The 20,424-nt window shown below is 66.4% G+C and carries 15 protein-coding genes and 1 pseudogene; 4 read left to right on the top strand and 12 right to left on the bottom strand.

Annotation, left to right across the window (positions count from 1 at the left end):
- Positions 1–11: 11 nt before the first annotated feature.
- From MJO58_RS20575 to MJO58_RS20530, 10 genes are all read right to left on the bottom strand, one after another.
- On the bottom strand, positions 12–2,381 hold the full coding sequence (locus tag MJO58_RS20575) for an FHA domain-containing protein (protein WP_434086253.1): 2,370 nt from the start codon (positions 2,379–2,381) through the stop codon (positions 12–14).
- Between the two features lie 153 nt (positions 2,382–2,534).
- Positions 2,535–4,349 carry a serine/threonine-protein kinase gene (locus MJO58_RS20570; RefSeq protein WP_090605288.1) on the bottom strand — a complete coding sequence of 605 codons (1,815 nt, stop codon included), beginning with the start codon at positions 4,347–4,349 and terminating at the stop codon, positions 2,535–2,537.
- 243 nt (positions 4,350–4,592) lie between these two features.
- Positions 4,593–5,747, bottom strand: a complete 1,155-nt coding sequence (locus MJO58_RS20565) for a BTAD domain-containing putative transcriptional regulator (RefSeq protein WP_090605285.1) — start codon at positions 5,745–5,747, stop codon at positions 4,593–4,595.
- Positions 5,748–6,028: 281 nt separating this feature from the next.
- Complete coding sequence (locus MJO58_RS20560; protein ID WP_239720783.1) at positions 6,029–6,736, bottom strand: C39 family peptidase; 708 nt, start codon at positions 6,734–6,736, stop codon at positions 6,029–6,031.
- Between the two features lie 159 nt (positions 6,737–6,895).
- Complete coding sequence (locus MJO58_RS20555; RefSeq protein ID WP_239723366.1) at positions 6,896–7,252, bottom strand: DUF4189 domain-containing protein; 357 nt, start codon at positions 7,250–7,252, stop codon at positions 6,896–6,898.
- A gap of 90 nt (positions 7,253–7,342) precedes the next feature.
- A complete protein-coding gene (locus MJO58_RS20550; RefSeq protein WP_239720782.1) occupies positions 7,343–8,077 on the bottom strand; it encodes an LppX_LprAFG lipoprotein in 735 nt (244 codons plus the stop codon).
- A gap of 340 nt (positions 8,078–8,417) precedes the next feature.
- A complete protein-coding gene (locus MJO58_RS20545; RefSeq protein WP_090605280.1) occupies positions 8,418–8,753 on the bottom strand; it encodes a DUF732 domain-containing protein in 336 nt (111 codons plus the stop codon).
- A gap of 161 nt (positions 8,754–8,914) precedes the next feature.
- On the bottom strand, positions 8,915–9,250 hold the full coding sequence (locus MJO58_RS20540) for a DUF732 domain-containing protein (protein ID WP_090605278.1): 336 nt from the start codon (positions 9,248–9,250) through the stop codon (positions 8,915–8,917).
- A gap of 131 nt (positions 9,251–9,381) precedes the next feature.
- Complete coding sequence (locus MJO58_RS20535) at positions 9,382–11,286, bottom strand: ABC transporter ATP-binding protein (RefSeq protein WP_239720781.1); 1,905 nt, start codon at positions 11,284–11,286, stop codon at positions 9,382–9,384.
- Positions 11,283–13,031, bottom strand: a complete 1,749-nt coding sequence (locus MJO58_RS20530) for an ABC transporter ATP-binding protein (RefSeq protein WP_239720779.1) — start codon at positions 13,029–13,031, stop codon at positions 11,283–11,285. Before MJO58_RS20530 ends, MJO58_RS20535 begins: the two co-directional genes overlap by 4 nt.
- Positions 13,032–13,258: 227 nt before the next feature.
- Here MJO58_RS20530 and MJO58_RS20525 point away from each other — a divergent pair, with 227 nt between their 5' ends.
- Both MJO58_RS20525 and MJO58_RS20520 read left to right on the top strand, forming a co-directional pair.
- Positions 13,259–13,768: a DUF3558 domain-containing protein gene (locus tag MJO58_RS20525; protein WP_090605272.1), complete on the top strand. Its 510-nt coding sequence runs from the start codon at positions 13,259–13,261 to the stop codon at positions 13,766–13,768.
- A gap of 23 nt (positions 13,769–13,791) precedes the next feature.
- Positions 13,792–14,313, top strand: a complete 522-nt coding sequence (locus MJO58_RS20520) for a DUF3558 domain-containing protein (protein WP_175364659.1) — start codon at positions 13,792–13,794, stop codon at positions 14,311–14,313.
- Between the two features lie 23 nt (positions 14,314–14,336).
- On the opposite strand, the gene MJO58_RS20515 is transcribed toward MJO58_RS20520, so the two are convergent.
- On the bottom strand, positions 14,337–14,813 hold the full coding sequence (locus MJO58_RS20515; protein WP_090609518.1) for a SixA phosphatase family protein: 477 nt from the start codon (positions 14,811–14,813) through the stop codon (positions 14,337–14,339).
- Between the two features lie 61 nt (positions 14,814–14,874).
- Positions 14,875–16,258 (bottom strand): annotated as a pseudogene (locus MJO58_RS20510) (HNH endonuclease signature motif containing protein).
- 353 nt (positions 16,259–16,611) lie between these two features.
- Between MJO58_RS20510 and MJO58_RS20505 the strand changes: the two are divergent.
- Both MJO58_RS20505 and MJO58_RS20500 read left to right on the top strand, forming a co-directional pair.
- Positions 16,612–17,778, top strand: a complete 1,167-nt coding sequence (locus tag MJO58_RS20505) for a metallophosphoesterase family protein (RefSeq protein ID WP_239720776.1) — start codon at positions 16,612–16,614, stop codon at positions 17,776–17,778.
- Complete coding sequence (locus tag MJO58_RS20500) at positions 17,775–20,396, top strand: AAA family ATPase (RefSeq protein ID WP_239720774.1); 2,622 nt, start codon at positions 17,775–17,777, stop codon at positions 20,394–20,396. Before MJO58_RS20505 ends, MJO58_RS20500 begins: the two co-directional genes overlap by 4 nt.
- Positions 20,397–20,424 lie beyond the last annotated feature (28 nt).

Raw genomic sequence — 20,424 nt, 5'->3', positions numbered from 1 at the left:
TAGGCCAAGCCTCACTTGGCCGCTTTGCGTTGGGGGTCAAGCTGTCTGAGTCGCAGCGCGATCAGGACGATCAACACGACCGCCTGGATGGCGCAGGCAGCCACGGCCATCCACCAATTGCCGGGGTCGTACTCCCACAGCGGGTCTTCGTCGCCGGCCGCGGTGCGGCGCAGATCGTCGAGATCGATGGTCGAGGCGGCCATCGCATAGGCCCAGCGCGACGGCGATAGCCACGCCAGTTGCTCCAGCGGGATGCGGCCCTTCACCCCAAACATGCCGCCGCAGAGCACCAGTTCGGCCATCACCACGAGCACCAGCAGCGGCATGCCGCGGTCGGCGTTGCCGATCATCGCCGAAATCAGCAGGCCGATCAGCATCGAGACCACGGTGACGGCGACGACCGCCACCGCCACTTCGACTCTGGGCCAAGGCAGGACCACGGCCTGATCCGGCGCCGGCAGTCCGGCCACCCCGAGGAAGCCCAGAATCAGCCCTTGCACGGTGGTCAACGCGGTCAGGACTACCACCTTGGAGGCCAGATAGGCGCCGCGCGACAACCCGATGCCGTGCTCGCGTTGATAGATGGCTCGTTCCTTGACGATCTCGCGGATGGAGGCAGCGCAGCCCATGAGGGCGCCGCCGATGATCAGCAGCACCAACAATTGCGAGGGCTGGGTGGACTTCGTCTCGATGGCCTTGGTCAGCGACAGCCCGGCCTCGCCAGGGACCGCGTGCGCGAAAAGACTCAGCAGCAGCGGCAGGACCAGCAGCGTCACCGCGTACTGGCGATCCGCGGCGATGACCGCCAGATACCTACGGCACAGCGTGGCGAACTGGGCGACGGCACTCTGCTGAGCGACCGGCTTCGCGGGACGGGCGGCAGGTGCCGGGGCCTTCAGCGCGGCGTGCGGTCCGGTCAAGGCTCCATGAATGGGCGATGCGACGTAGCGGCCGGTCCAGTCGGTCGTGGTGTCGTGTTCGAGGAGGTTGAACAGATCGGCGAAGTCGTTGCAACCGAAGTAATTCAGCGCTTGTTGCGGCGGACCGAAGTAGGCCAGCCGGCCGCCCGGCGCCAGGATGAGCAGCCGGTCGCAGAGATTCAGCTGCGCGGTGTTGTGGGTGACCACCACGACGGATCGGCCGTCGTCGGCCAGGGCGCGCAGCGTCTGCATGACGGATTTCTCGTAGCCCGGATCGAGGCCCGAGGTGGGCTCGTCGAGGAACAGCAGGGATGGTTTGGTCAGCAGTTCCAGCGCGACGCTGGTGCGCTTACGCTGACCGCCCGACAAGCTGTCGATCCGTTGATTGGCGTGTGCGGCCAGCCCGAGCTCGCCCAGCACCTCCTCGATGCGCTGCTTTCGTTCCCGGGTGGAGACGTCCTGCGGAAAGCGAAGCTGCGCAGCGTAATTGAGCGCTCGTCGCACCGTCAACTGAGTGTGCAGGATGTCGTCCTGCGGCACGAAGCCGATCCGGTGCCGCAGCTCGGCGTAGTTCTGGTAGAGATCGCGATTGTCGTATCGGACCTCGCCGCTACCGGCCGGGCGGAATCCGGTCAACGCGCTCAACAACGTGGATTTGCCTGCCCCGCTTGGCCCCACCACCGCCATGAAGCAGCGTTGCGGTAGCGCGAAACTGACGTTGGCCAACAACACCTTGCCCTTGTTGGACACCACGCGCAGGTTCGACGCCTCGTAGGACACGTCGCCGGTGTCGGTGTATTCGACGAGTTGGTCGCCGGACAGGTGCAGCAGCCGATGGCCGATGCCGACGATGTCGTGGGGCCCGATGATCGCGCGTGCGATCCGGTTGCCATTGACGTAAGTTCCGTTGGCGCTGTTGCTGTCTACGAGCTCCCACTGATTTCCGGAGCGGCGCAACACCGCATGGTGGCGCGAGACCAGCAAGTCGTCCAGGACGACGTCGTTGTCGGTTCCCCGGCCAATCCCGATCGTTATCTGGTCCATCGGGTAAACCGCGGTCGGCGGCCGGGCCACCGTGGTCTCGCCGACCGACCCCGTCGTCGGCGCAACGGTTTGCGTCCGAGCGGGGCTGGGCGGTGGGGCGATCGGGTTGAGCTCGAGCGCCTGCCCGGAGGACGCCGACCCCAGCACGACGGTGATCGGCTGGGTTATCGGCAGGCTCTCGACTCGCCGCCCGTTGATGAACATTCCGTTGTTGCTGCGGTTGACCAGAACCCAGCCCGCGGGTGTCGGCCGCAACACCGCGTGCTGGCGCGACACCCTCGGGTTCTCCAGCTGGATATCGGCCTCGTGCGCCCGGCCAATGCTCCAGGACCGGCCACCGGTGGCCTGCCAGGTACGCCCACCCGCCCGCAGCTGCAGCCCGGGAATGGTGGTGACCATGTCGGTCCTGTCGTCCACGCATTGCCTCCGCTGTGTTAGCTGGCCGCCTCGAGAACGGTCAGCACGTCCACCACTTGTATAGCTGATCCAGGGGGGTCCTCGCGCTATTCGGCCCCTCGGGCGCAGTTTGCTGGCAATGCCGTTGGGCTGGTTGAGCTTTAGCTGCCAGGGTCAGCCACCGTATTTGGTCCACCAGGTGTGCAGCTCCTCGATGGTCGGGGGGTCGCCGAAGACGTCGCACAGCAGCAACTTGACCTGGTTGCTCCACACCATGTTGGGGTGATTGTTGTAGGTGCCGCAGGCGACCACGCCGACGTCGACCTTCGGGTCATTCGGGTGCTGCCAGGTTTCCGGGTTGTTGGCTTCTCCGGGACAGGTCGCCAGCGTCAGGAGCTTGATGTCGGCGTCCGTTGCGTTTTTGAGGACGCCCGGATTCGGAAAGAGTCCGTAGCGGGCTTTAGACGGGCCGCCCGGGTTGGTGTTCTGGTCGCAGTCGACTACCGCCAGCGCATCCGACCATACGGTGTCGGGTTTCGGAGTGGCCGGTGTGCACACTCCGCTCGGGTAGCCCGGGGGCACCATGGTGAGCAGCTGGCTTTCGACGTCGCCGGCCGGGGTGGTCGTGGTGGTGGTGGTCGTTGTCGACGTCGTGGTTCTCGGCGGGGTTGTGGTGTGGGTCGGGGTGGGGTGTGGCGGGTTGTCGTCGTTCTTCGTGGCGATGTAGACGCCGATCGCCGCGAGCACCAGGACCAAGACCAGGGCAACGGCTCCGATCACGATCGGCCAGGGGTTGCGTTTCGGCTTGGGTGGGGGTTGCTGTCCCAGCGCCCAGCTCGTGGGGCCGGCAGGCGGGGGTGCGCCCGGCGGCGTTTGACCCCAGTTGCCGCTGGTGCCTTGGTAATACTGCGCACCGGCCGAGGCGTGCTGGCTCGGAGTCGGGACCGGGCCGCTCTCGGGTGCCCAGGGGCGCGGGCTCGGAGCGTGGTGTGGCGGCACCGGCCCGGAGTTCCGGCCTGGATACGGTGCCGGCGGCGTGCTCAGCGGCGGTTGTGCCGTGGCGGGAGCGGTCGGGGGAGGGTCGCTCTTGATCTCGGCGGCCAGGGTGGCCTCGACGCTGCGGCGCAGAATGTCGTCGGCGTGGTCTTGGTCGGGGTTGCTGAGCGCCTCGTGGGCGGCCAGCGCCAGATCGCCGGCGCTGGCGTAGCGGTCCTCGGGCTTTTTGGCCATCCCGCGTGCGATCACCGCGTCGAAAGCCTTGGGGATGCCCGAGCGCACCGCGCTGGCCTGCGGGATGGCGTCGGTCGTGTGAGCCCGGACCAGCTCGCCCGCGGTGGCCGCGCGATACGGCGGCGTGCCCGTCAGGCATTCGTACAGCACGCACGCCAACGCGTAAATGTCGGCGCGGTAGGTCACCTTGCCGTTGGAAAACCGTTCGGGCGCCATGTATTTCCAGGTGCCGACCGCGGTGCCGAGCTGGGTGAGCTTCTCGTCGGTGGTGGCGCTGGCGATGCCGAAGTCGACCAGGTAGGCGAAGTCGTCGCGGGTGATCAGGATGTTGGGCGGCTTGATGTCGCGGTGCATGACGCCGGCGGCGTGGGCCGCGTCGAGGGCCGAGGCGATTTGAGTGATGATCGCGACCGCGCGCGGTGCGGTCAACGGGCCGAATCGCTTGAGCATGTCGTCCAGGTCGATGCCCTCGATGAGGTGCATTTCCATGAACATCTGGCCGTCGATTTCGCCGTAGTCGTGGATGGGTACGACGTGCGGTTCCTGCAAACGGCCCGCGGTGCGCGCCTCGCGCCGCATCCGCTCACGAAAGACGGGGTCCCGGCTGAACTCCGCGGTCATTACCTTGACCGCGACCGTCCACTCTTTGACGGTGTGCTCGGCTTCGTAGACCTCGCCCATCCCACCGCGGCCCAGCAGCCGCTTTAGGTGGTAGGGCCCGAACATCGTCCCGACCCGCGAGTTCTGCTCCTCGCTCATCGCTGATCCTCCAAACCGACCGCAGACCGCCGACGATATCAACAATTACGGGCAGATCCTCGCGCCTAACCACCGCGACTAGCAACCATCACGGTAGGCCGTCGCGAACTCGACCGCGGGACAAATCGCGAGATCCCCGCGCGGACGGGTCGCGTACCGTTCATCGACGGGGTCCGGCGAAAAGCCTTGTGGTGATTGACCATGCTGGCTTTTTCTATGAAAAGCGCTGTGTGACAACGCTATTCAGTCCGACGCGTCGCTGTTGTAACCCCGGGGGATCTCGAACGTGAATTCGTGGTCGCAGATCCGGACGTGGTCACCGTCCTTCAGCGTGGCCGCCGAGCGGATGCGTTGGTGTTGCACGTGTACGCCATTGGACGACCGCAGGTCGTTGATGACGTAGCTGGTGCCGGTGTCGACGATGACGGCGTGATGGCGGCTCACATTGGCGCTGGCCAGGACGATGTCGTTGTCGCTGAGACGCCCGATCCGGGTCTCTGCCATGCGCAGTGGGTAACTGCGACCCGATGCTTCGTGCAGGTAGGCGGCGGGCTTGCCGGCAGGGACCTTGGTGCGCTGGTCCAGCAGGGTGATGGTGCCGACCGCTGTGGTCCTGGCCGATTTCTTGGCGTCCAGCGGCTCTTGGCGCAGGATCTTTTCGTTCAGGTCACGCAAGGTCGGGCCGGGGTCGATCCCGAGCTCGTCGGCGAGTGTCGTTTTCACCCGGCGGTACGCAGCCAGGGCGTCCGATTGGCGGTCGGTCAGATAGTAAGCCGTGATCAACTGGGCCCACAGCGGCTCGCGATAGGGGTGCTCGGTGATCAGGACTTCGAGGTCACTGACCACGGAGGCGCCACGTCCGCAAGCGATTTCGGCCTCTGCCTTGGCGGTGTGGACGAGGATTTTTTCCTCCACGAGCGAGGTGGCGAAGGTGTCGACGAACTGAAAGTCGCGCAGGTCCTCGAGCACCGGTCCCCGCCATTGCGCTAATGCCGTCGACAGGTGCTGGCTTGCCTGCTCGAACCTGCTGAGCGCGGCGGCCTGCACGCCCGCGGTCTTCTCGGTGATGAACCGTCCCAGATCGCAACTGTTTTCGTCGACGGCGAGCCGGTAGCCCGGCGGCGCGGCGGCCAGCACCACCCGCGGGTCGATACCGGCGCCGGTGAGCAGTTTGCGCAGATTGGAAACATACGAGTGGATGCTGGCCCGCGCGCCGGACGGGGGCTCGTCCGCCCAGAGGGCGGTGATCAGCCTTTCGACGCCGACCGGGCTGTTCCGGTTCATCAGCAGCATGGCCAGCACCGCCCGCTGTTTGGGCGTGCCCAACGGCACCATCGCGCCGTCAACAGTCATCTCCAACGGCCCGAGCAGGCCGAATTCGAGACTTTTGTCTACCATCGTCGCTAACCAGCCCTTCCGGGATCTCTGCGCGGCGTCACCTGCCTATACGGTGTCATTCCTTGACATTGTGATACGAACCCTCCGAATTCGGTAATACCGGTGGCGATTGGTGTGCCGCGGCTTCGGCTTTGCCATCGGCTGAAATGCGTTCCCTGACAGCATGATCATCGACGGCTCGCCCGAATCCGGTTGGCATTCCCCGACAACGCAAAAGGCGGGCAGCCGACCCGATGCGGGTGCTTCGGGGGGTTGCCCGCCGGTTTGACGACCGTGACCGGCTAGCTGGTGAATACCATGAGCTGCTTGCTGGCCTCCCAGGCTTTCATGAAGAGCGCCATCGGGATCTGCTCGTCGCGGCCGTCCTTGGTGCCGCTGTCGTTGAGGTGCACCACGTTGTTGGCGGTGTCGATACCGGTGACCACCACCGCGTGGTCGCCCCGGGGATTCCCGTTGTCGTCCTTGTTTTCGACGGCCTGGCCCCAGATGAGTTCTCCGTTGACGCTGACGATGACCTGGTGGCCCTCGCCGAGTTGCTCTTCGAGCCCTTCGATCCCGCCGAGGATGCCGTCTTTGGCGGCGTGCTCCTTGTTGGTGATAGTCGCGTCGATCTTGTACAGCGCCAGCAATGTCGGGATGTCCGCGAAGCTGGTGCCCATACCGGAATTCGGGTTCTTGGTGTTGGCCGGCGTGGTGTAGATCGAGCCCGGGTGCACGACGCTCGGCGTGGCTTGCGCCAGCTTGATGATGGCGCGCTCCGAGGGCTCGCTACCGGTGATCTGGCCGATCACGTCGGCGCTCGACATCAGGACGCAGTCGTCGTATTTCTGGTAGCGCCAGTACTTGGCGGCGGCCACCGGATCGCCGTACATCGTGCCGGCGGCCGCGTCGGCGGGTCCGGCCAATCCCAGCGCGACGGCACCGGTGATGACTGCCAGGGTGGCGGTCTTGGCGATCTTGTTGATCTTGTTGGTCTTGGCGGTCTTCATTGGTGTGTCCCCTTTTCTCGTCCGCGGTAGTGCGGGGTGGTTGAGAAAAGGCTCTGATCGTGGCCTATTTGTTATCTCCACGAATTCTTGGTGTGCGCGCGCGCCCCGCCGAACGGCGTACGCGCAGCGATAAAGACCGTGCTCAGACGGTGTTTCGGGCTAGTTGCAGGCCCACGTGTCGATGGAGCCGCCACCGAGTTTGGTCAGCGCGTCCTTCATCGCGGCGGCCAGGGTGGAGCCGACCCCACCCTGGAATGCCTTGCCGTTGGTCGCGACGGCGCCGCAATCAGTGAAGCTGGTGAGCACCTTGCAGTCCGGGTAGGCGCAGTTTTTGACCGCGGTGGCCTCCGCGGCCGGCCGGGTTGGGTAGTCCCAGCTGCGGCCCCAGGAACCGTTGCTGGAGTAGGCAATCGCGCCGTATTGATCGGCGGCACCGGCCGCGGGAGCAAGCGCGACGCTGATTGCGGCGGCAGCGGCCATACCGGCCACCGTGAACCGCCGGCGACGAGTAATCATCCTCATTGGTGATTCCTTTCCGAATGCCGGCGGTCCGGCGGTTTCCACGTCTTCCGGGGGTTGCGATTCCACGCGTTTGGCCAGACGCGCCTACACGGGCTTGGTGGCGGTGACCGTCTTGCCCCAGTCGGACATCGTCAGCGTCACCGAGGTGTCATTCGTGGGATGGACCTGAAGCTGGACCAGGTGTGAGGAGCCGTCCGAGGCGATCCAGACCGAGGTGGGCACCGTCGTCACGCCCTGGGCGGTCAGCTTGGAGCCGGCCAGCGTGGCGACGTCGTCAGCCGACGAGTTGCCGGTGATCTTGGTGGTCGCAACGCCGTTGACCTGCTCGGTGCCGGTCACCGCGCCACCCTGCAGTTTCGACAACAGGTTGGCCAACCCCTTGCTGGGGTCCAGCAGTACCGACACGTTGTAGATCGAGGCGCCGTTACCGAAGTCGGTGTAGGTGCCGGGCTGCCCGAGGTCGGAGTAGAGGTGGCCGTCGACGTAGACGAATTTCGCGTCTTGCGGGGATTTGCCGACCAGCAGCGTCGCGCTACCGGTGGCAACCGTCTGCGGGGTGTTGGAGATGTCGCCGTCGAGCTTGGTCACCCGCAGGTTGGGCACGTCCCCCTGGACCGTCACGCTGACATGCATCCCGGTGACCTTGGTCATCGCGTCGGAGGCCTGCTTGAGCAGGGTGGCCGCCTCGCTGCTGGAGGTGGTGGCGGTGGTCCCGGGTGATTTGCCGGTGCTCGAGTTGCTCGAGCAGCCACCGATGGCGAGGACGAGGGCGAGCGCGGCGGCAGCGGCGGCGGTAACAGTGCGAGACGAGAGCTTCATCGACATCTCCTTGAAGTATTGGCCACAGCTGCTTACTGCATAGCAACCGCCGCGCAGCAAATCAACAGCCGGCCTGGAAGCTTAGCGAGCCCGATGTCGGGTTCGGAAGGTCCCAATCGGTTCGCGGGGCCTCCATGAGTCAGCGCAGCCGGACATGCGCAACCGCAGGCGTGGATTACCTTGATTGACAAAGCGTTCCAATGCGGCTTCGGTGTCGCGAACGCGGCAATGTCGTCGAACGCGGTGCGCCTCCGGCGCGCATGGGTGCCCGCCGGGGTGCCCGCGAACGGCAAATGGGGGGATCCCGGTTACCGAGATCCCCCCATTGCGGGTGGTGCGATCAGCTGAGCGAACCGCCGAACTGCGGGCAGTACGCCATGGCCGCGTTGACGACGAGGTGGGCGGCCTGGCTGCTGGTCAGGTTCGTCTGGCCGACGACCTCGTTGGCGATGTCGACGCCACTTTCGCCGGAGGCCAGCGCCTGGCACACCTTCTGGCCGTTGTTGACAGCCTCCCCGGGCGAGGTGAAGGTGACCCCCACCTTGCTCATCTGCGTGACGAAGGCGTCGTCGACTGTGGTGGCGCCGGCAACGCCGGCGCCGGCGAGCGCAGCGATCCCGATGGCGGCGGCGCCGATCGCGGTGCCGGCAATTGTGCGGATACGGTGAGCGAACATTGCTGTGGTCCTTTCGGGTGTGTGGTCTGGGTGCTGATGAACACAGCGTCGCGCCCACCCCTAAAAGGATTCTCAAAGGCTTGGCCGGCGCCGGCCGACCCGTAAACGGCGAATGGGGGATCCCGGTTGACCCGGGACCCCCCATCCAGTGGGTGGGTGCGTTAGGTGAGCTGCGGGGCGAGTGCCGGGCAGAAGGCGTGGGTCGCGTCGACGACGAAGTAGGCCGCCTGGTGGCTGGTCAGGTCCGTCTGCTGCAGGATCTCGGCGGCGATGTCGGTCCCCGTTTTCCCGGCGGCGAGTTCCTGGCAGACCTTGTGGCCGTCCTTGATGGCGTCCGCCGGCGAGCTGAAGGAGATGCCGAGCTTGTCCATCTGAGCGAGGAACGCGTCTTCGGTGGTGGTGGCTCCGGCGGTGCCGGCGGTGCCGACCGCGACGATCCCGATGGCGGCGGCGCCGATGATGGTGCTGGCGATGGTGTTGATGCGGCGAGTGAACATTGCTGTGATCCCTTTCAGGTGTGCGGTTGGGGTGCTGATGGGACTAGCGTCAGCCGCACTTCTAAAGGGATCCTCTATAACTTCTTGGCGTCGTTTCAGTTACGTCTCAGGTTCGCGCTCCGGCCGACAACTCAGGCCCTGGTCATCGCGTAGTAGGCGCCGCGGCGGGCCATCAATTCGGCGTGATTGCCCTGTTCGACGACGCGCCCGGCCTCGACCACCACGATGCGGTCGGCGCCACGGATCGTCGAAAGCCGGTGTGCGATAACGAAACTCGTTCGGTCGCGGCGAAGCTCATGCATGGCCCGCTGAATAAGCGCCTCGGTGCGGGTGTCCACCGAGCTGGTTGCCTCGTCCAGGATCAGCAACCGTGGACGGGCCAGAAAAGCGCGGGCGATCGTGATGAGCTGCTTCTCGCCCGCGCTGATGTTGGCGCCGTCGCCGGTGACCCGGGTCTGGTACCCGGCCGGCAGGGTCTGGACAAAGCGGTCGACATAGGCGGCCCGGGCGGCTTCGACCACCTCGTCCGCGCCGGCCTCGGGGCGTCCATAGGCGATGTTCTCCGCGATGGTCCCGTCGAACAGCCAGGTGTCTTGCAGCACCATGCCGATTCGCGACCGTAGGGCTTGCCTGCTCATCGTGGTGATGTCGATGCCGTCGATGGAAATGCGTCCGGAATCGGCATCGTAGAACCGCATCAGCAGGTTCACCAGCGTGGTTTTGCCCGCTCCCGTCGGTCCGACGATCGCCACGGTGCTGCCCGGCTCGGCCGTCATCGACAGGTCTTCGATCACCGGCGTGCCAGCGCGGTAGGCAAAGCTCACGTGCTGGAACTCGACGCGTCCGCGCGGCGGCGAGACGTGGCCATTGGGCGGCATCGGCGCGGGGTCCGGCGCTTCCTCGGGCTCGTCGAGCAGCTCGAACACCCGCTCGGCGCTGGCCACGCCGGATTGCAGGGTGTTGTACATCCCGGCCACCTGACTCAGCGGCGTGTTGAACTGCCGGACGTATTGGATGAACGCCTGGATGTTGCCGAGGGTGATGTGCCCGGTGGCCACCTGCAGGCCGCCGATCACCGCGACCGCGACGTAGCCAAGGTTGCCGATGAATGTCGTGGCCGGTGCCACCAAACCGGAGAAGAACTGGGAGCCGAAGCTGGCGTGGTAGACGTCGTCGTTGAGGCGGCGGAACTGTTCGCGCGCCGCATCCCGGTGACCGAAGGTCTTGACCACCGTGAACCCGCTGTAGGTCTCCTCGATGTGGGCATTGAGCGCTCCGATGCTGGTCCACTGCGCCACGAACAGGCGGTGCGAGCGACGCGCGATCGCCCGGGACGCCAGCAGCGACAGCGGCACGGTCAGCACCGTGATCAGCGTCAACAGCGGCGAAATCGACAGCATCATCACCAGCACGGTGACCACGGTCAGGATCGACGTCAGCAGCTGGCTGATCGTCATCGACAGTGAGGATTGAACGTTGTCGATGTCGTTGGTCACCCGGCTCAGCAGCTCGCCGCGCAGCCGTCCGTCGAAGTAGGACAGTGGCAGTCGGTGGATCTTGTCTTCGACCTCGCCGCGCAGCGCGACCATGGTGCGCTGCAGGGTGACGTTGAGCAGCCGGGCTTGTGCCCAAATCAAGAGCGCGGCAACGATGTACAGGACCAGGGCAACTGCCAGCGTTTGCGCCACCGCGCCGAAGTCCACGCCGTGGCCGGGCACCACGTTCATTCCCGACAGCAGGTCGGCGAACGTCGCGTCCCCGCGCTCGCGCGCTTGGGCGATGGCCTGTGCCTTGCTGATGCCCGCGGGGAGGCCACGCCCGATCACGCCGTCGAAGAGCAAGTCGGTGGCGTGACCGAGGATTCGGGGAACGATGACGCCGATCACCGTGCCGGTCAGGCCCAGGACGATCACCGCGATGCTCAGCGTTCGTTGGGGCGCAAGCCGTTTCACCAGCCGGGCCGCGGTGCCCCAGAAGTCGCGAGATCGGGTGCGGACAGCGGTTTCCCGGGCGACCCGGTTCGTCGCCGTGGTCACTGCGTTCCTCCTACTCCGGCGCCAACCGACTGCGAGTCGGCGAATTCCGCGTAGGTGGCGCAATCACCCAACAGCGACTCGTGGGTGCCCGAGCCGACTATTCTCCCGTCATCCACGACGACGATGTGGTCGGCCTGCGATGCGGTCGAAATACGCTGTGTGACAACGATCATGGTGGCGTCGCCGGAGATCTCCCGCAGTGCGGACCGGACCTGTGCGTCGGTGTGCACGTCGAGCGCGGAGAACGCGTCGTCGAACAAGTAGATGGCCGGGCGACGGATGACTGCCCGGGCGATCGCCAGCCGTTGCCGTTGTCCGCCGGAGAAATTCGTTCCGGCCTGGGCGACGCGCATCCGCAGCCCGTCGGCGTGCTCCCGCACGAATTCGTCGGCCGCCGCGATTCGCAACGCTTCCCACATCTCCTCGTCGGTGGCGTCGGCCTTTCCGAGGCGGAGGTTCTGCGCGACCGTGCCGGAGAAGAGATAGCCGCGCTGCGGGACCAGGCCGATCGCCGACCAGAGCCGCTCGGTGTCGTAGTCGCGGACGTCGAGGTCGTCGAGCAGGACCGCCCCGTCGGTCGCGTCGTAGAGCCGGCAGATCAGCGACACCAGCGTCGACTTACCCGAACCGGTGCTGCCGACGACCGCGGTGGTGGTGCCGGGTAATGCGGTCAACGAGATATCTTGCAGCACAGGGTGGTCGGCGCCCGGATAGGTGAAGGTCGCACCGTCCAGGCGGATAACGCCGGTGATCCTGCCCGCGTTCGGAAGCCGGGGGTGTGGCGGGCTGGCGATGGCGGGACGAGTGGACAGCACCGCGGTGATCCGCTCGGCGCAGACCGACGCTCGCGGCAGCACCACCAGCGTCATCGTCGCCATCAACACGGCCATCAGGATCTGCGTGAAGTAGGCCAGAAAGGCAGTCAGCGTGCCGACCTGCATCTGGCCGTGATCGATGCGCAGCCCGCCGAACCAGATCAGCGCGACGCTGGACACGTTGATGGTCAGCGTGGTCACCGGCAGCATCAGGGCTTGCCAGTTGCCAGCGGTCAGGGATGCATTCGACAGCGCGCTGTTGGCGCGGGAAAAGCGTTCGCGCTCAAAGCTTTCGCGGGTGAAGGCTCGGACTACCCGCACGCCGGACAGCTGGTCGCGCAGCACCCGGTTGATGCCGTCGATCAGGGCTTGCATGCTGCGGAACAGCGGCAGCATGTGGGCCATGATCCAGTAGTTGGCCACGGCCAGGACCGGGACGCTGACCAGCAACAGCCAGGTCAGCGAGGCCTCTTGGTGGATGGCCATGAAGATGCCGCCGATGCACATGATCGGCGCGGTGATCAATACCGTGCCCGTCATCTGAACCAGGTACTGGATCTGCCGGACGTCGTTGGTGCTGCGGGTGAGCAGCGTCGGCGCACCGAATCGGGCAGTCTCGGGCTCGGAGAAGGTGGTGACGTGTTCGAACATCGCCAGGCGCAAGTCGCGGCCAAACCCCATCCCGGCCCGTGAGCCGAAGTAGGTGGCCCCGACCGAGCACAGCACCTGCAGCCCGGTGGCCGCCAGCATCACCATGCCGAGCCGGACGATCGTCGCGGTGTCGCCTTTAGCGACGCCGTCATCGATGATCGCGGCGTTGACCGTCGGCAGGTACAGCGTCGCCATCGTGCTGATCAGTTGGAGCACCATCAGCACCGCCACCAGCCGGCGGTACGGCCGGATGTACTGGCGCAGCAGTGCCAGAAGCATTTGGTAACTGTCGCATACGGCACACGTCGTGGGGCGCAGGAACCCCGGGCGGTTGGGTGCGCGCGCCACGTCCGGCAAACAGTTCGAAATGCCTGTTCAGGTGGCGCGTCGGTGGTTGACCCGCTGGGCTGCCGCTACAGTGCATCGTGTGGACCAGCAGCAGGCTGAGCAGAAGCAGGGTAGCGGTGCGTCGTAACCTCACGGCGCTAGCCCTTGCGGCCATCACGATGTTCGTCCCGGCGATTGCGGGCTGCTCGGGTTCCGGCGACAACAAGCCAGGTGGGACGTCCTCGTCGACGCCGGGCAACGCCGAGGGTCACCACGGACCGATGTTTCCGCAATGCGGAGGCATCAACGACCAGCAGGTGGCCGAGCTGACCAAGGTCAGCGGGCTGATCAACACGGCGCGCAATTCCGTGGGCTGCCAGTGGCTGGCCGGCGGCGGCATCCTCGGTCCGCACTTCTCTTTCTCGTGGTACCGCGGCAGCCCGATCGGGCGTGAGCGCAAGACCGAGGAGCTGTCGCGCGCCAGCGTTGACGACATCAATATCAACGGCCACGGCGGCTTCATCGCCGTCGGTAATGAGCCGAACCTGGGCGACTCGCTGTGCGAGGTCGGCATTCAGTTCCAGGACGACTTCATCGAGTGGTCGATCAGCTTCAGCCAAAAGCCCTTCCCGCCGCCGTGTGACATCGCCAAAGAACTGACTCGTCAATCGATTGCGAACTCGAAATGATGACAAGACGTGTCCGGACGGCGATGGTCATCTTGACCGCCGCGCTGATGATCCTGACCGGCTGTTCGCGGTCGATCGGGGGCAACGCCGTTAAGGCGGGCGCCGGCGGCGTACCGCGCAACAACAATTCCCAGCAGCAGTACCCGAACCTGCTCAAGGAATGTGAGGTCCTCACCAGCGACATCCTGGCCAAGACAGTGGGTGCCGACCCGCTCGACATTCAGAGCACGTTCGTCGGCGCGATCTGCCGGTGGCAGGCGGCCAACCCGGCCGGCCTGATCGACATCACCCGGTTCTGGTTCGAGCAGGGCAGCCTGAGCGAAGAGCGAAAGGTCGCCGACTTCCTCAAGTACAAGGTGGAAACCCGGACGATCGCCGGTGTGAGTTCGATCGTGATGCGCCCGGACGACCCGAACGGTGCCTGCGGTGTGGCCAGCGACGCCGCCGGTGTCGTCGGCTGGTGGGTCAACCCGCAAGCACCCGGCATCGATGCCTGCGGCCAGGCCCTCAAGCTGATGGAGCTGACGCTCTCGACGAATTCCTAGCTCGTCGGAGCGGGCCCGGGGCGTCAGCGCGGAATGTGGAAGTCGGTCAACGCGGCTCCGCCTCGTTGCAGATCTTTCCAGTCGCCGGCGACCTTGAGCACCGCGATCCCCGATGTCGCGTACTTCTCTGAAATGCGCTGCACTGCATCCTCATTCGTGCCCTCGTCACTCGCCAGGCCGAGCGCCAGCGACGACATGGTCGGTTCGTGTCCGACGACCAGCAGGGTGTCGACGGAGTCGGGAACTTTGTTGATCTCGTCGATGATCGTGCCGGCGGTGGTGTCGTAGAGGCGCTCGAGGTATTGCACCGCAGCGTCGATGCCGGTGTTGGCTAGGGTCTCGCGGGCACGGGTAGCTGTGGAGCACAGTACGGCGTCGATGGCGGGTTGATGGCCCCGCAGCCAGTCCCCGCCCAGCCCCGCTTCCCGGATGCCGCGGGGTGCCAACGGCCGGTCGTGGTCCGCGACGCCGGGCGGGTATCCAGATTTCGCGTGCCGCATCAGCAGCAGGGTGCGCTCACTAGTCACGCGACTCACGCTAATCAATCCCGCCCCAGGGCCGTCACGCCGCGTCGTCGTCGGGGTCGGGGTCATCGCGTAGCAGTTTGTTGGGGTGGTGGTAGGTGTTGGTGCGCGGTTGGCCGTGGTCGAGGTGCGGGGGCGGGATCCATTGGGTGTCGCCGTTGGGGTGTTTTCTGGTGGTCCAGCCTGTTGGTCGCAGCAGTCGGTGGTGGGGGCCGCAGGCCAGGGTGAGGTTGTCGATGTCGGTGCTGTGGCATGTCGCGTAGTCGGTGATGTGGTGGACTTCGCAGTAGTAGCCGCCCACGTCACAGCCGGGAGCGGTGCAGCCGCGGTCCTTGGCGTACAAGACAATTCGTTGGCCGGGTGAGGCCAGGCGTTTGCTGTGGTAGAGCGCGAGGGGTTTGCTGTGGTCGAAGACGGCCAGGTAGTGGTGGGCGTGGCGGGCTAGGCGGATGACGTCGCTGATGGGTAGCCGGGTGCCGCCGCCGGTGCGGCCGTTTCCGGCGGCGGCTTCCAACTCGGTCAGGGTGGTCGAGACGATGATCGAGGTCGGCAGCCCATGGTGTTGACCGAGCTCGCCGGACGCGAGCAGGGCGCGCAGGGCGGCGTTCAACCCATCGTGGTGGCGTTGCGCGGGTGAGCGGGGGTCGTGGTCGATCGCATCCTGTGTCGGGGCGCCGTCGACGCAGGGGGTGTGGTCGTCGGGGTTGCACATGCCGGGGGCGGCCAGTTTCGCCAGCACGGCTTCCAGGGTGGCGCGGGCTTCGGGGGTGATCCAGCCGGTCAGCGGCGACATGCCGTCGGGTTGCTGGCGGCCCAGGGTCACCCCGCGGCGCCGGGCGCGGTCGTCGTCGGTGTAGTTGCCGTCGGGGTTGAGGCAATCGGCCAGCGTGTCGGCCAGCCCGGCCAACTGCTCGGGACGATATTGGGTGCCCTCGTGGGCCAGCTTCGCCTCGACGTGGCTGCGGGTCTCGACGTCGATCCAGCCGGGCAACTGGTGGTAGAACCGCCGGATCACCGCGACCTGCCCAGAACCCAGCTGTCCGGCACGTTGGGCGGCGGCGGTGGCGGCCAGCACCGGCGCCAGCGGCTCACCGGTCAGGGCGCGGCGCTCACCGAGATCAGCGGCCTCGCGCACCCGCCGGCCGGCTTCGGCGCGGCTGATCAACGTCCACTCCGCGATCGCGTGGGAGAGTTTGCCGCCCAACTCCGCCGGGGTCGCTTCCTGCTGGAGCTGGTTGATCAGGGGATGCTCACCCGCGCATATGGCGCCGTCGGATCTTCTCGTAGCGGCCCAGCAGCACTAGTCGCTCCCGGGTGCACAGCATCTCGGTGTCTAGGCCCAAGACCTGGTCCAGGGCGGCATCCAGCGTGTCGAAGGCCGCCGTGACGACGTCCCCATCGATCACCACCGCTGCACTCATACCCCGAAACTAGACCCGCCCACCGACAAAAAACGGCGCGGTGTGACTACAGAAACCACAGTGGCGCAAGAGAATTCACCAGTGTGCACACACGGCGACTGGCGCTCAAAGGCAGGCAAAACGACACACGGGCCGCCGCCGCCGTCGGCCACCTGCCTTCCACCAAAAACCCTCGAGCAGAAACCAAAGTGACACACGAGGTTTCGCGGGCCCCAGTCGGCAGCATTGTCGCTCGGAGGCGGGCAAAAAGTCACATGGACCAAGGCATGCCGGTGCACATCCCAAGAGTTGTCGGTGAACCCACTTAGACTCGCGGTGCCTCGATAGCCATGTCACTTTCGAAGGGGGACGGGATGCGATTCCTGCACACTGCCGACTGGCAGCTGGGCATGACCCGCCACTTCCTGGCCGGAGACGCCCAGCCGCGATATTCCGCGGCGCGACGCGACGCGGTGGCCGGCCTGGGCGCCCTCGCGACCGAGGTGGGCGCCGAGTTCGTCGTGGTCGCGGGTGACGTCTTCGAACACAATCAGCTCGACCCGAAGGTGATCGGGCAGTCGCTGGAAGCCATGCGCGCCATCGGTATTCCGGTCTACCTGTTGCCCGGCAACCACGATCCGCTCGACGCGTCGTCGGTATTCACCAGCGCGTTGTTCACCCGGGAATGCCCGGACAACGTGATCGTGCTTGATCGGGCTGGCACGCATCAAGTGCGGCCGGGCCTCGAGATCGTCGCCGCGCCATGGCGGTCCAAGTCGCCGACCACCGATCTGGTCGCCGAGGTCACCGAGGGACTAGACGCCGGCCCCGTCACCCGGGTGCTCGTGGCCCACGGCGGCGTGGACGTGCTCGATCCCGATCGCGAAAAGCCGTCGCTGATCCGGCTGGCCGGGCTCGAAGAGGCGCTGACCCGCGGCGCGATTCACTATGCGGCGCTGGGCGATAAGCACTCGCTCACCCAGGTCGGCGAGAGTGGCCGGGTCTGGTACTCCGGGTCGCCGGAAGTCACGAATTTCGATGACGTCGAATCCAACCCCGGACACGTCCTGGTCGTCGACATCGACGAAAGCAACCAAGTATCGGTGACGCCGCGGCACGTGGGCCAGTGGCGGTTTGTCACCTTGCACCGTCAGGTCGACAGCAGCCGCGACATCGCCGACCTGGACATGAATCTCGATCTGATGACCGAAAAGGACCGCACCGTGGTGCGCCTGGCACTGACGGGTTCGTTGACGGTCACCGACCGCGCCACGCTGGACGGCTGCCTGGACAGATTCGCGCGGCTGTTCGCCGACTTGCGCACCTGGGAACGCCACACCGACCTCGCGGTGATACCCGCCGACGGCGAGTTCACCGATCTCGGAATCGGCGGATTCGCCGCTGCGGCCGTAGAAGAGCTGGTGGCCACGGCGCGCGGAGACGACACCGACTCCGCGGCCGACGCCCAGGGCGCACTGGCGCTCTTGCTGCGCCTCACCTCATCGACAGAAGTGCGGCATGCCGACCGGAGGTCGGCATGAAGTTACACCGGTTGGTCCTGACGAACTATCGCGGAATCCGCCATCGCGAGATCGAGTTTCCCGACCACGGCGTGGTCGTGGTCAGCGGTGCCAACGAGATTGGCAAGTCCTCGATGATCGAGGCGCTCGACCTGCTGCTGGAGTCCCGGGACCGGTCGACGAAGAAGGAGGTCAAGCAGGTCAAGCCTACCAACAGCGATGTCGGCTCCGAGGTAGCCGCCGAAATCAGCAGCGGCGCTTACCGTTTCGTCTATCGCAAGCGCTTTCACAAGAAGTGCGAGACGGAGTTGACCGTGCTGGCGCCGCGCCGCGAGCAGCTGACCGGCGACGAAGCCCACGAACGGGTCCGCAGCATGCTCGCCGAGACGGTGGACAACGACCTGTGGCACGCCCAGCGCGTGCTGCAGTCCACGTCGACGGCCGCGGTGGATCTTTCCGGCTGCGATGCCCTTTCGCGTGCACTCGACGTCGCGGCCGGTGACCAGGCCGCCCTGTCCGGCAACGAGCCGCTGCTGATCGAGCGGATCGACGCCGAGTACGCGCGCTATTTCACCCCCACCGGACGGCCCACCGGTGAGTGGGCCGCGGCCATCGCCCGACTGTCCGACGCCGACGCCGCGGTTGCGGAGTGCACTGCGGCGGTCGCCGAAGTCGACGACCGGGTGCGCCGCCATGCCGTGCTGACCGAACAAGTGGCCGAACTCTCGCAGCTGCGGCTTGCGGCCGGTCCGCGGTTGGCCGTCGCGCAGGCCGCCGCGGACAAGGCCGCGGAACTCACCCGCCAAGCGCGGGAAGCCAAGCTGGTGGCGGCCGCCGCCGCGGCGACCAGCGCCGCGGCCGACGCCGCGCACCAGGGCCGGTTGCGCTTGGTCACCGAGATCGAAACCCGCACTGCGGCCGTCGCGGCGGTCGAGGCGCAAGCCCAACAAGCCGCCGATGCGCTGACGGTCGCGCAGGTCGGCGCCGAGGCGGCCGGTACCGCGTTGCAGCAGGCCACGCAGGTCCTGGCCGATCTGCAGAGCCGCGTCGAATCGGCGCGCCGGGCCGTCGACCAGCTGGCCGAGCGCGAGGAGATCGACCGGTTGAGCACCCGGCTGGCCAAGATCGACGCCATCCACCGTGACCGTGACCGGATCGGTGCCGAGCTCTGCGAGGTCGTACTCACCGAACAGGTGCTGCGCCGAATCGAAAGTGCCGCAGCGGCGGTCGATCGCGCCGGTGACCAGTTGGCGTTGATCTCGGCGGCGGTCGAGTTCACCGCCATGGCCGACATCCAGCTCGCGGTCGGGGGAGAACGCCTCTCGTTGTCGGCAGGGCACACCTGGTCGACGACGGTCACCGGCTCGACCGAAGTCGAGGTTCCCGGTGTCCTGACCGCGCGGATCACTCCCGGTGCGACCACACTTGACATACAGGCCAAATATGCTGCGGCACAACAAGAGCTGACGGAAGCGCTTGCCGAAGGTAAGGTCGCCGACCTCGCCTCGGCGAGACTGGCCGACCAGCACCGCCGCGAATTGCAAAGCAGCCGCGACCAATTGAGCGCGACGCTGTCCGGACTGTGCGGTGACGACGATATCGATGTGCTCCGGGAGCGACTGGAGCAACTGCGCGCCGGCCAGCCGGCCGAGCCCGATCTGTTCGCCACCGATGCCGCCTCTGCTCGCGCCGAACTCGACGCCGCGCAGGCCGCTCGTCTGGCCGCGGAAACCGCATTCGAGGCCAGTCGCCGGACGGCCGCGGACGCCGATGCACAACTCGCTGAAACGTCAACCCGGGCAACACTTTTGCTCAACGAAGTGACAATCCAACGAGCCGAACTCGCTCGGGCGACCGATCAGCTGGCGGTCGAGCGTACCTCGGTGGCTGACGAGGACCTGGCTTCGTCGGCAGCTGCCGGACAGCGGGCCGCTGCGATCGCCGAGCGTCAGGCTGTCGAGCTCGCCGAAGCGTTGGCCGCAGCGGCGCCCGATGCGGTGACCGCCGAATTGGCCGCGGCCACCGAGGCCGCGACGTCGCTTGGGGCGAGCTACGAACAAGCGGCCCGCTCGTTGCGCGAGCTCACCATCGAACTCTCGGTATTCGGCAGCGAGGGCCGGCAGGGCAAGCTCGACGCCGCGGAGGTCGAGCGTGAGCACGCGGCCAATCAGCACACCCGGATCGGCGGCCGCGCCCGCGCCGCAGAGCTGTTGCGTTCGGTGATGGCCCGCCATCGCGACACCACCCGGCTGGGCTATGTCGAGCCCTACCGCACCGAATTGCAACGCCTCGGCCGCCCGGTGTTCGGGCCCAGCTTCGAGGTCGACGTCGACACCGACTTGTGTATCCGCAGCCGAACACTCGACGGCATCACGGTGCCGTACGACTCCCTATCCGGCGGGGCCAAGGAGCAACTCGGGATCCTGGCGCGGTTGGCCGGTGCCGCGCTGGTCGCCAAGGAGGACGCCGTTCCGGTCGTCGTCGACGATGCACTCGGGTTTACCGACCCCGAGCGGCTGGCCAAGATGGGCGAGGTGTTCGATACCGTCGGCGCGCAGGGCCAAGTGATCGTGTTGACATGTAGTCCCGATCGTTACGACAGCGTGAAAGGTGCGCACCGCATCGACCTCAATGTGTAGCCCGCCGCGCTGCTGATCGCCAATAACC

It is taken from the genome of Mycobacterium lentiflavum, from assembly GCF_022374895.2.
Classification (GTDB): Bacteria; Actinomycetota; Actinomycetes; order Mycobacteriales; family Mycobacteriaceae; genus Mycobacterium; species Mycobacterium lentiflavum.
Note: the sequence above shows the minus strand (reverse complement) of the source record. Positions and strands in the feature narration are given on the sequence as shown.

Coding starts and splice junctions, on each gene's coding strand:
- MJO58_RS20520 (WP_175364659.1), top strand. CDS start 13,792: ATGGTCATCTTGACCGCCGCGCTGATGATCCTGACCGGCTGTTCGCGG.
- MJO58_RS20530 (WP_239720779.1), bottom strand. CDS start 13,031: ATGCTTCTGGCACTGCTGCGCCAGTACATCCGGCCGTACCGCCGGCTG.
- MJO58_RS20515 (WP_090609518.1), bottom strand. CDS start 14,813: ATGCGGCACGCGAAATCTGGATACCCGCCCGGCGTCGCGGACCACGAC.
- MJO58_RS20500 (WP_239720774.1), top strand. CDS start 17,775: ATGAAGTTACACCGGTTGGTCCTGACGAACTATCGCGGAATCCGCCAT.
- MJO58_RS20555 (WP_239723366.1), bottom strand. CDS start 7,252: ATGATTACTCGTCGCCGGCGGTTCACGGTGGCCGGTATGGCCGCTGCC.
- MJO58_RS20565 (WP_090605285.1), bottom strand. CDS start 5,747: ATGGTAGACAAAAGTCTCGAATTCGGCCTGCTCGGGCCGTTGGAGATG.
- MJO58_RS20505 (WP_239720776.1), top strand. CDS start 16,612: ATGCGATTCCTGCACACTGCCGACTGGCAGCTGGGCATGACCCGCCAC.
- MJO58_RS20560 (WP_239720783.1), bottom strand. CDS start 6,736: ATGAAGACCGCCAAGACCAACAAGATCAACAAGATCGCCAAGACCGCC.
- MJO58_RS20545 (WP_090605280.1), bottom strand. CDS start 8,753: ATGTTCGCTCACCGTATCCGCACAATTGCCGGCACCGCGATCGGCGCC.
- MJO58_RS20570 (WP_090605288.1), bottom strand. CDS start 4,349: ATGAGCGAGGAGCAGAACTCGCGGGTCGGGACGATGTTCGGGCCCTAC.
- MJO58_RS20540 (WP_090605278.1), bottom strand. CDS start 9,250: ATGTTCACTCGCCGCATCAACACCATCGCCAGCACCATCATCGGCGCC.
- MJO58_RS20525 (WP_090605272.1), top strand. CDS start 13,259: ATGTTCGTCCCGGCGATTGCGGGCTGCTCGGGTTCCGGCGACAACAAG.
- MJO58_RS20550 (WP_239720782.1), bottom strand. CDS start 8,077: ATGAAGCTCTCGTCTCGCACTGTTACCGCCGCCGCTGCCGCCGCGCTC.